This window comes from Nostoc sp. NOS(2021) (genome assembly GCF_017115025.1).
GTDB lineage: Bacteria > Cyanobacteriota > Cyanobacteriia > Cyanobacteriales > Nostocaceae > Nostoc.
Genome location: NZ_JABXKM010000218.1, coordinates 67,780 through 79,385 on the forward strand (window position 1 = coordinate 67,780; position 11,606 = coordinate 79,385).

General features: G+C 46.9%; 5 protein-coding genes and 1 pseudogene. All 6 read left to right on the forward strand.

Going from position 1 to position 11,606, the window contains the following annotated elements; translation table 11 throughout:
- Positions 1-41 precede the first annotated feature (41 nt).
- Positions 42-812 (forward strand): annotated as a pseudogene (locus HWQ41_RS23545) (S-layer family protein); the annotation flags it as partial.
- Positions 813-877: 65 nt separating this feature from the next.
- Complete coding sequence (locus HWQ41_RS23550) at positions 878-3,376, forward strand: S-layer family protein (protein ID WP_292768296.1); 2,499 nt, start codon at positions 878-880, stop codon at positions 3,374-3,376.
- A gap of 65 nt (positions 3,377-3,441) precedes the next feature.
- Positions 3,442-5,898, forward strand: a complete 2,457-nt coding sequence (locus HWQ41_RS23555) for a filamentous hemagglutinin N-terminal domain-containing protein (protein WP_292768298.1) — start codon at positions 3,442-3,444, stop codon at positions 5,896-5,898.
- A gap of 84 nt (positions 5,899-5,982) precedes the next feature.
- Entirely contained in the window at positions 5,983-8,544 is a 2,562-nt protein-coding gene (locus HWQ41_RS23560) for a CHAT domain-containing protein (protein ID WP_292768301.1), read from the forward strand.
- A gap of 191 nt (positions 8,545-8,735) precedes the next feature.
- Complete coding sequence (locus HWQ41_RS23565; protein WP_292768304.1) at positions 8,736-9,656, forward strand: DUF928 domain-containing protein; 921 nt, start codon at positions 8,736-8,738, stop codon at positions 9,654-9,656.
- A 108-nt stretch (positions 9,657-9,764) separates the two neighbouring features.
- Positions 9,765-11,606: CHASE2 domain-containing protein (locus HWQ41_RS23570; protein WP_292768307.1), on the forward strand; the 1,842-nt coding region annotated here is incomplete at its 3' end.

Below are 11,606 nucleotides of genomic sequence, written 5' to 3' on the forward strand. Positions count from 1 at the left end.
CTGCCGATCGCTATTAATTATTTTGATTCCAGGCGAACCTTGGACTTGGTAAAGCTGGCACCCTGAACATTAATGCGAATACCTTACGACTCGACAATGGAGCAAGCATTTCAGCATCCACAAAAGCAGGCGAAGGTGGTAACACTAATTTGCAACTGCGGGATCTACTACTGATGCGTCATGGCAGTTTCATTAATGTAGAAGCTGGTGGCAGCGGTAATGGCGGCAATATTACGATCAATGCTCCGATCATTGTGGGTTTAGAAAACAGTGACATTATTGCCAATGCAGTTCAAGGAAGGGGTGGCAATATTCAAATTGCAACTCAGGGGATTATCGGACTAAAGTTCCGTCCCAAACTCACTTCCGAAAATGACATCACCGCCAGTTCGCAATTTGGGGTGAGTGGCACGGTTCAAATCAATAACATTGGTGTTGATCCAAATTTGGGCTTAGTCCAACTACCAGCAAATGTCACCGATCCATCGCAAAAAATTGCTACAGGTTGCGCGGGCAGTGAAGGCAGTCGCTTTGTGGCAACCGGTCGGGGTGGTGTACCGCAAAATCCCCTTCAACAGGTGACGAGCGATGTCTACGACGGGCTACGCCTACGCACCTGGGACGATGTGCGCGATATCTCTGCATACCAGAAAACCGGGGAAGTCACCGCACAAATACCAGCAACCCCAGAGGTTCTTGTCCAAGCTACTTCTTGGCATCGCAACGCCCAAGGCAAAGTTGAATTAATTGCAGATAAATCTCCTACTTATGTGCAACAGTCGTTAACCTGTGCTGCTGTTACCAAAAGTTAATGATGTTATCAATCATGCCCTAAAAGGGAACTCTAACTTTAAGTCCGTAAAGGAAGTCTTTGGTGATGAGAGCCGTACCATTTCTATCTACACTCACAATCGGGTTCTTGAGTTCCGCTCTGGTACTACCAGCGATACTCCTTTGGAGTCGCTGCGCGATCGCTCAGGTGACATCTGATGGTACTACCAACACCATTGTTAACCAAAGTGGTAATAATTTTACTATTCTTAATGGTATTGGAAAAGGTAATAATTTATTTCATAGCTTCAGTAATTTTTCGGTGCCGACGGGTGGTTCTGCTAGCTTTGATTTAGTTAATACACCAAATATTACAACTATATTCAGTCGGGTTACAGGTGGAAATGTTTCCAATATTGATGGGTTAATTCGCACGCTTAATAGTAGTAACCCGGTGAGTTTGTTTTTGATGAATCCTGCGGGGATTGTGTTTGGGGCAAATGCCCGCTTGAATATTGGTGGCTCGTTTGTGGGGACGACGGCGAATAGTATTAAGTTTGCCGATGGAGTCGAATTTAGTGCTGTGAATGCTTCGGGTATTCCCTTGCTGACTATGAGTGTACCTGTGGGTTTGCAGATGGGCAGTAATCCCGGTGCAATTACCGTCCAGAACACCGGACATCGTTTGACGTTCCCGATCAACCCTTTTGCCTCTTCTCCAGATCGAAGCAACAATCCTGTAGGATTAAGTGTTACTTCTGGCAATGTCTTGGCATTAATAGCGGGAGAAATCGCCTTAGATGGTGGAGTGTTAAATGCACCCTCTGGACATATTGAACTCGGTAGCGTCGGTAATGGGACAGTTAATCTGAACACTTCCTCTCCTAGTTGGAGTTTTGATTATGGCAATATAAAGCAATTTGGTAATATTCAGCTTTCGCATCAATCCCTTACCGATGCCAGTGGTACTCCTGCCGGTTCTATTCACTTCCAGGGTCAAAATATTAGCTTAAATGATGCTTCTGCGGCTCTATTAATTAATCAAGGAAGTGGCAATTCCGGCGATATCAACGTTAATGCTAATGAGTCCTTAGTACTGCGAGGAGTTGGCACCGATGGATTTCCGCAAAGTCTGTTGCGTGCTGATAACTTCGGCGATGGTGCTGGGGGTAATATAGTGGTTTCTGCTTCACAAGTATTCCTCCAGGATGGAGGATCTCTTCATGGATTCAATTTTGGCAAAGGCACAGGAAGTAATATCTCGATGAAAATTGGGGATTTGCTTGAGATTGTTGGACTATCGCCGATTAGCGGATTCGCCAGTTCACTTAACACAAATACCAGCAGTTCTGGAAAAAGTGGTGATATTCGAGTACTTACCAACAGATTGCAGGTTCTAGATGGTGCTGTAATCGGCAATTCTAGCTCAGGAACTGGTATAGGAGGTAATACCACGATTAAAGCTTCTGACTTCATCGAAGTGAGCGGAGAAAACCCACAAAACTTGGCTGATAGCGTAATAGTTGTAGGCACATTTAGCCAAGCTAATGCCGGTCAATTAACTATTAACACTCCCAAACTGAGGGTGCGGGATGGAGGAGGTATAGTTGCCTCTACCGTCAATAGCGGAAACGGAGGGGATTTGGTCATCAATGCTTCAGATACCGTTGAAGTCAGTGGAGTGGGTAGTATTTCTGGTCTTCCTAGTCGAATTGGTGCTAGGGCAGAATTGCTTGCACCACCCATTAGGCAACTATTTGGATTACCAGATGTGATCACAGGTAACACGGGAAAATTCACTCTCAACACCTCACGCTTGCAGATTACAGATGGGGCAATTGTAGGTGTTGATCATCAGAGTATTGGCGATGCTGGAAAACTTGAAATTAATGCCGGTTCAATCCGGCTCGACAATGGTGGTAAAATCACTGCCGCTACTGCTCAGGGTGAAGGCGGTAACATTTTTATCCAGGCAAATGATTTGGTTATGCGTCGTGGTAGTTCAATCGTTACTAATGCAGGTGGTATCGGCAATGGGGGCAACATCACTATTAACTCTCCCGTCATCGTCGGCTTAGAAAACAGCGATATTGTCGCCAACGCAGTCCAAGGTAATGGAGGCAACATCGAAATCACGACCCAAGGCATATTTGGCTTGGAATTCCGCGACCAACTCACTCCCGATAGTGACATCAATGCTAGTTCTAAATTTGGTATTAACGGTACAGTTGATATTAACAATTTTGGCGTTGACCCCAATTCCGGTTTAGTAGAATTACCAGAGAATGTAACCGATCCATCGCAGCAAATTGCTACAGGTTGCGCGGGTAGTGAAGGCAGTCGCTTTGTGGCAACGGGTCGGGGTGGTGTGCCACAAAATCCCCTTCAACAGGTGACGAGCGATCGCACCTGGGACGATCTGCGAGATTTGTCTGCTTACCGGAAAAGTAGCGAAGTGACAGTACAAATACCAGCACCCCCAGAAGTTCTTGTTCAAGCTACTGGTTGGAGACGTAATGCCCAAGGCAAAGTTGAATTAATTGCAGATAAATCTCCTACTTATGTGCAGCAACGATTAACCTGTGCTGCTGTTTCCAAAAGTTAATCATGTTATCAATCATGGCTAAAAGGGAACTCTAACTTTAAATCAGGTAAAGGAAGTTTTTGGTGATGAGAGCCGTACTATTTCTATTTATATTAACAAGTGGGTTATTAACTCAGGCAATGCTGTTAAGAGCGATCGCTCAGGTAACATCTGACGGGACTACAAACACCATTGTCAACTCAAATAGTAATAATTACACAATTCTTAATGGAATTGCAAAAGGTAATAATTTATTTCACAGCTTCAATAATTTCTCTGTACCCACTGGTGGTTCAGCCACCTTCAATTTAATGAACACACCAAATATTACAACCATATTCAGTCGGGTTACAGGTGGAAATGTTTCCAATATTGATGGGTTAATTAGCACGCTTAATAGTAGTAATCCGGTGAGTTTGTTTTTGATGAATCCTGCGGGGATTGTGTTTGGGGCAAATGCCCGCTTGAATATTGGCAGCTCATTTCTGGGAACGACGGCGAATAGTATTAACTTTGCCGATGGGACGGAATTTAGTGCCGTCAATCCGACTGCGACACCGTTGTTGACAATAAGTGTGCCGATTGGTTTACAATTGGGGCAAAAGCCAGGGGGGATTACCGTCCAAAACACGGGACATCGTTTGATTGCCGGATTCACTCCTATAAAGCTGGGTAAGACTCCCACGGGCTTAAGCGTCACCACAGGCAATACCCTGGCATTAATAGGAGGAAGCATCACCCTAGATGGTGGTGTCTTACAGGCACCTTCTGGACAGATCGAACTGGGTAGCGCCAGTACCGGAACGGTGAATCTAAATCTCTCTACTGGCAAGTTTGACTATGCCAATATCCAGCAGTTTGGCGATATCCAATTGTCCAACCAAGCTCTAGCTAATGCCAGTGGTGCCCCTTCCGGTTCCATCCACTTTCAAGGTCGGAATATTAGCTTTACAGGCGGTTCTGGGGCTTTATTGGTGAACCAGGGAAATAAGGAAATTGGGGATATTGTCATCAATGCCAGTGAGTTGTTGGAGATGCGGGGAGTGGGGACTTTTGGCTTTGCCCAAAACTTTTTACGTTCCGATAATGCTGGGACTGGTGTAGGAGGCGATTTGGTCGTGTCTGCACCACGAGTGCAATTCTTGGATGGGGGAACTCTCGCCTCACGGAACTTTGGTGCAGGAACTGGGGGGAGCATCTTTGTCACAGCAGCAGATTCACTTGATCTGATTGGGTTTTCGCCAATTGGTGCTACTGCGAGTGCGCTGACTACAAACACCTTTGGTTCTGGACGGGCAGGGGATATTCAAGTCTCAACTGGGACATTGAGGGTGCAGGCGGGTGGTATCATAGTAGTTACCAGCACTGGCATAGGGGCGGGTGGCAATAGCAACATTAACGCCTCTAAATCCATCGAACTGAGCGGAGAGAACCCATTAAATCTGAGTTCCAGTGGGATTATGGCGAGTGCAGGTAGCTCAGGGAATGCAGGTCAAATTACGGTCAGCACCCGCAGACTCAACGTGCAGGATGGTGCAATTGTAGGTAATTCCACTGTTGCCAGTGGTAATTCAGGCAATTTAGTGGTCAACGTTTCTGACTCCATTGAAGTCAGTGGTGTGGGTGCTCAATCGGGTGTCTCCAGCAGGCTCGTGACCAATGCTGAGATCCGCCCAGATGCCTTCCGACAGCAGTTTGGATTACCGCCTTTTCCTACAGGCACGGTAGGTGACCTGACCATCAACACCTCACGCTTGCAGATTACAGATCGTGGCACGGTGGGGGTGGAGCATCAGGGGATTGGCAATGCGGGCAATCTTTACGTTAATGCCGAAAGCATTGTCCTCGATCGCGCTGGCAGCATCACAGCGGCTACTAAATCCGGTGAGGGTGGCAATGTTAATCTGCAAGTTAATACCTTAGTTATGCGTCATGGTAGCAACGTGACTGCAACCGCAGGTGGCACGGGTAACGGTGGCAACATTCTGATCAATTCACCCATTATTCTGGGCTTAGAAAACAGTGACATTATTGCTAATGCTTTCCAAGGTAATGGCGGTAACATCAACATCACCACTCAAGGAATATTCGGACTCAAATACCGCGATCGCCTCACAAGAGAAAGCGACATCACCGCCAGTTCCCAATTTGGAGTGAGTGGCACAGTTGAAGTTAATACTATTGGTGTTGATCCAAATTCCGGCTTAGTGGAACTACCAGCAAATGTTACCGATCCATCCCAGCAAATTGCTACAGGCTGCGGGGGCAGGGAAGGCAGTCGCTTTGTAGCAACGGGTCGGGGTGGTATTCCTGAGAACCCAACACAGCAGGTGATGAGCGATCGCACTTGGGACGATGTGCGAGATTTGTCTGCTTACCGAAAAACAGGTGAGGTGACAGCCCAAATGGGAGCATCCCCAGAGATGTTTGTCCAAGCTACTTCCTGGCATCGTAATGCTAATGGCAAAGTTGAACTAATTGCGCTGCAATCTCCCGCAAATGTGCAGCCGCCGTTAACTTGTGCTGCACTTGTGAGGAATTAGTTGCCCCATGAACTACTACATTTCGAGTAAATCACGATCGCAATTACTTTACTAAACAAACTCTTAAACCATCAGTTACTACCCATGTTTTTCCAAATCAAACAACGTCGTTGGCTGTATATCAGTCTGAGTATTTTGAGTTTGTGTTTGGCAGTGACCATTACACCTGCTAGAGCATCTCTACAAGTACCAACAACTTCTACCCTGAATGTGTCAGCATCGACTTCCCAGCCTACCAATTGGCTAGAACAGGGACGGAACCTCTACCATTCAGGACGCTTTGCAGAAGCAGTGACGATTTGGCAAACGGCAGCACAGCATTACCATACCCAAGGCGATCACCTTAACGAAGCTCTAAGCTTGAGTTACCTTTCACTGACACAACAAGAACTTAATCAATGGGAAGTAGCCCAACAATCTATTGAGCAAAGTCTAAAACTATTGCAAACCTCTATTCCCTCTGCTGATGCAATTCTTTGGGCACAAGCACTCAATACGCAAGCAAATTTGCAATTGCACACTGGCAAAGCTGAAACTGCCCTCGAAAGTTGGCAACAAGCGCAAAAGTTTTATGAGCAAGCAGGCGACAAAATGGGTAGCCTGGGTAGTCAAATCAACCAGGCACAAGCTTTACAAAGTTTAGGATTTTACCGCCGTTCTAAACAACAGTTGGAGGTGCTGACTCAAAAGCTGGGAGCAATGCCAGATTCGGAAATCAAAGTTAGTGGACTGCGATCGCTTGGTTTAGCCCTGGAAATGATTGGCGATGGCAACAGTCAACAGGTTTTAGAGCAAAGTTTAGCGATCGCTAACAAAATTGCAGCCAAACCCCAATTAAGTTCTATCCTGATCAGCTTGGGCCAAACTGCCGTTGACTTGCAAGATCCAAATGCGGCATTTGATTACTTTGAACAGGCTCAACTCTTAGCCACCAACCCAAGTGATCAGTTGCAAGCGCGTTTAGCTCAGTTTAAACTTTTCCTAGATTACGATAAACCTGAGTTGGCTACCCCACTCGCACCGCAACTACTCCAACAACTTCGGGAACTGCCCCCCAGTCACACTTCCCTCTACGCCGCGATCAATTTTGTTGCCACCCTGAATCGCCAGTCAAATCCTGACCAAATCCTACCGATGAAAGATTTGGCGCAACTGATAGCAGTCACAGTCAAGTCTGCACAGCAGATCCAAGATGCTCAAGCCCAAGCTTATGCACTGCATCAGTGGGGACAACTCTATCGTCGTACACAGCAGTTATCTCAAGCAAAGGAATTAGCTCAGAAATCTCTCGATATTGCCCGTCAACTCCAAGCTAACGATATCATTGCTCAATCTGCTTGGCAGGTGGGACAGTTGTATAAACAAGAGGGCGATCGCTCCAAAGCAATTACTGCGTATACAGAAGCCGTCAATGCCTTAAAAGCACTGCGGGGGGATTTGGTGGCTATCAACCCTGATGTCCAGTTCTCTTTTCGCACCAGTGTGCAGCCTGTCTACCGCGAGCTGGTTGATTTACTTCTAGAGAATCAACCGAGTCAAGCAGAACTGATGCAAGCTCGTGAATTGATTGAGGCACTCCAAATTGCCGAACTCGATAACTTTTTTCGAGAAGCCTGTTTAGATAAAACTCAACAGATTGATCGGGTTGATCCCACTGCAACCATCGTTTATCCCATCATCCTGCCAGATCGTTTAACAGTAATCCTCTCGAAAGCAGGGCAACCACTCCGTTCCTATGTTACTCACAAATTTCAAGCTGAAATTGAGCAGACTCTAGACAACTTTTTGGTTGCTCTTAACCCTGTCTCGGATTCCAAAGATCGGGATCGATTTTCCCAACAGATTTATGATTGGTTGATTCGTCCAGCCGAAGCAGAGCAAGCATTCAGTGATACCAAGACATTGGTGTTTGTTTTGGATGGTCGGTTGCGGAACATTCCCATAGCAGCTCTATATGACGGTAAGCAATATCTGATTGAGAAGTATGCTGTGGCACTCTCACCAGGATTGCAACTGATGGCTACGCGATCGCTTCATCAAAACCATCTCAGTGCGATCGTGGGTGGCATTAGCCAAGCTCGTGCTGGCTTTAGTGCTTTGCCCGCTGTGGAATCAGAAATGAAACAAATCTCTAAGGCGGTGTCATCCTCTGTGTTGCTGAACCAGGAATTTACCAGTCAAGCCCTTGCTGAACGGGTAAAATCCAGTAGTGCAAGTATTGTCCACCTAGCAACCCACGGACAGTTTAGTTCTCGCCTCGAAGATACCTTCTTGCTCACTTGGGATGGACAAATCAATGTTAAGGAGTTATCTGAACTCCTGAAAAATCGGGGTAACGATCCATCGAAAGCCATCGAGTTGCTGGTACTAAGTGCCTGCGATACAGCAGCAGGAGACGATCGCGCCGTCCTTGGACTGGCGGGCTTGGCTGTCAAATCCGGCGCTCGCTCAACTATCGCCACCCTATGGCCCGTAAAAGATCAGGCAGCCGCGATCCTCATGACTCGCTTCTATGACCAACTCCGACAACCCAAAATCACTAAAGCCGAAGCACTAAGACAAGCACAAATTAGCCTAATTCGCCAAACTGATTTTCACGATCCGTTCTTTTGGTCTGGCTTTGTTTTGATCGGCAACTGGACTTAACTAAGTAATAACACGGCTATCATTATGAACAAATTAGGCTCTTTTTTTACAATATATCCGCTAAATCTCGCCTATACTACTACTATAAGTTCCCTGATTTGACTGTTACTTGGACTTATTCTCTGAGCTTCTGGCCAGAGTCAAAAGAAACGTCTTTTGTATCACATTTCTATTAGATTGGGTCAGACATCATGAAACGTCAATATTTAGCTAGTACATTGAGCGTCATCGCTCTGATCGCTAGCAGTACATGGACTAGTGCCCATGCTGTTACATTTACCCCGCCCACTAACAGTGGCTCTCCTAGTCAAGCAACGGGAGGAGCTTCTCGCGGTAGTATATTTACTCCTACCGCCGGCAAAGGTGCGCCCAGTCAAGCAACAGGAGGAGCTTCTCGCGGCAACCTCTTTACACCTACTGCCGGGAAAGGTACGCCTCAACAGGCAACGGGAGGAGCTTCTCGCGGCGACCTCTTTACACCTGCCGCCGGCAAAGGCGCTCCCCAACAAGCAAGTGCGGGTGCTTCTCGCGTCGGTACTTACTACTTGAAGTCATCAACTGTAAGTGCAAAAGAACCAGCAGCGCTAATCGCCCTCTTGCCGCAAAACTTCTATGGCACAACAGTGTCTGAACGTCCCACAATTCTTGTGTATCTCCCGGCTTCCAATGCTCAAGAAGCCGTGTTCAGCCTCAAGGATGAACACGGCAACATGCAACATCAGATGAATATTCCAGTTGCGGGGAAAACTGGGGTAATCGCGATTAAATTACCAGCCAATACACCCGCTTTAGCCGTTGGCAAAAACTATCAATGGTTCCTAGCACTCAAAGTAAATGGAGAACTCAGCCCGAGTACGCCTTACGTCGATGGTTGGGTTAAGCGTATCCAGCCCAGCGCTGAGTTGGCAACAGCAATGCAAGAGCAAGATGCTCTGAAGCGGGCTACTGCTTTGGGTAAAAACGGTGTTTGGTATGACTGTGTGGCAACACTTGCAGCGACATACACCGCCCAACCTAGCAATGTAACCCTCCGCAAACAATGGGAAGAACTTCTGTCCTCAGTGAGTTTGAAGGAGATTGTAACAGCGAACTTATTAGCATCTACTAACTAACGCCAGATGAAGAGTGCCGAGTTCTAAGTGTGGTCAATCCTAGACAGGTTTTAGTTGGGCGTTGCTCCATCAACGTTGACCGAGATGAATGAGCTGTATAGGACAAATATGTGGCGCAGATTCCAGGCTTTTATCCAACGCACTCGCAGCGTTTTGATTATTACTCCCAGCGTTGCCTTGACGGTTATGGTTGGGCAATCGTTGGGACTTTTCAATTTACCGGAATGGAAAATTCGCGACGAATGGGTTCGTCAGCGATCGCCTATGATGATCGCTGATGAGATTGTGATTGTCACAATCGATGAGCGCGATATCCAATCGGTGCGTAAATGGCCAATTCCAGATTGGGCGCTGGCACAATTACTAGAAAAAATCCGAGCGCAGCAGCCTAGAGCGATCGGATTGGATCTCTATCGAGATTTACCAGAAGGAAGCGGACATGAGCAACTTGTTCAAGTCTTCCGCAACACTCCCAATTTGATCGGAGTTGAGAAAATTACCGGTGAACGTGTCAATCCCCCACCGGAATTGAAAAAAAAGGATCAGGTAGGATTAGCAGATTTAGTGTTGGATAGCGATCGCTTTGTGCGTCGTGCGCTCCTGACAGCTGAAGATGCTAAAGAGCAAAACACCATTAAAGCCGGACTAGCAACCCTTGTAGCTCTTAAATACCTCGAATCTGAAGGAATTAGCTTAGAAAGCATTGACCCCCAAAAGCAAAAGTTCCGGTTGGGCAAGGAAATTTACCTGCCACTGCAAAATCAAGAAGCAGGTTATACCGATGCCAATTTAGGAGGCTATCAAATTCTGCTCAACTGGTATGGAACGGAGGCCGCATTTCGGACAGTTGCCATGCGCGATGTGTTAGCAGGAAGAATTCCGGCAGATTTGATGCGCGATCGCATGGTATTTATTGGATCAGTCGCCTCCAGTACCAATGATTTCTTCAGCACACCCTTCTCTTCCTGGGTATCTGCTCAAAAACCGACTCCAGGTGTCGTTGTTCATGCCAATATTGCTCATCAACTAGTACGAGGGGCAAAAACCGGAAAATCCAGTCTGCACGGCGTTTCTGGCATTTCTCTATCACTCTGGATTGTTTTTTGGTCTGTCATCGGTTCTACGGGCAGTTGGTGGTTAGCTAGTGCGCGTACCGGGCGACGGATTCCCGGCGGCAAAATTCTTTGGGCAACTGTAGGCATCAGTGGAGCCTGCATCGGGGGTGGCTATGGGATGTTTTTGCATGGTGTTTTAATTCCGGTAACACCCGCCTTAGCCGCGTTTATCGCTAGTGTGATTGCGACAACGAATGCCTATAAACAGCAGAAGTTAGAAGAAACAAATCGCCAACTGGAAGTTGCCAACAGTCAACTATTAGATTATTCCAAAACCCTGGAGACAAAAGTCGAAGAACGAACTCATGAATTGGTTGAGGCAAAGCTTGCTGCCGATGCTGCCAATCAGGCCAAGAGCGAGTTTCTCGCCAATATGAGCCACGAACTACGCACACCTCTCAATGGCATCCTTGGTTTTGCCCAGGTACTAGAAGGATCGCCAAACATGACAGCTAAAAATCTGGAAGGAGTCAGCATTATCTACCAATGCGGATCACACCTGCTGATGCTGATCAATGACATTCTCGATCTCTCGAAGATAGAAGCGAGGAAATTGGATTTGGTTGTCACCAGTGTGCATCTGCCCAACTTCTTACATGGTGTGACTGAGATTTGTGGTATCCGGGCTGAACAGAAAGGAATTGCATTTAACATCTTAATTAGCGATCGCCTACCACTTGCCATTGAAGTCGATGAAAAACGGCTACGGCAAGTGTTGATTAACTTGCTGGGCAACGCGATCAAATTTACAGACAGCGGTAGCGTAACGTTCAAAGTAGAGGTACTGGGGGCTGGGGACTGGGGACTGGAGACTAGGGACAAGGGGGACAAAGAG

Bases quoted from the DNA above. Each gene is read 5' to 3' on its own strand.
- HWQ41_RS23555 (WP_292768298.1), top strand. From the start codon at position 3,442: ATGAGAGCCGTACTATTTCTATTTATATTAACAAGTGGGTTATTAACT.
- HWQ41_RS23560 (WP_292768301.1), top strand. From the start codon at position 5,983: ATGTTTTTCCAAATCAAACAACGTCGTTGGCTGTATATCAGTCTGAGT.
- HWQ41_RS23565 (WP_292768304.1), top strand. From the start codon at position 8,736: ATGAAACGTCAATATTTAGCTAGTACATTGAGCGTCATCGCTCTGATC.
- HWQ41_RS23550 (WP_292768296.1), top strand. From the start codon at position 878: ATGAGAGCCGTACCATTTCTATCTACACTCACAATCGGGTTCTTGAGT.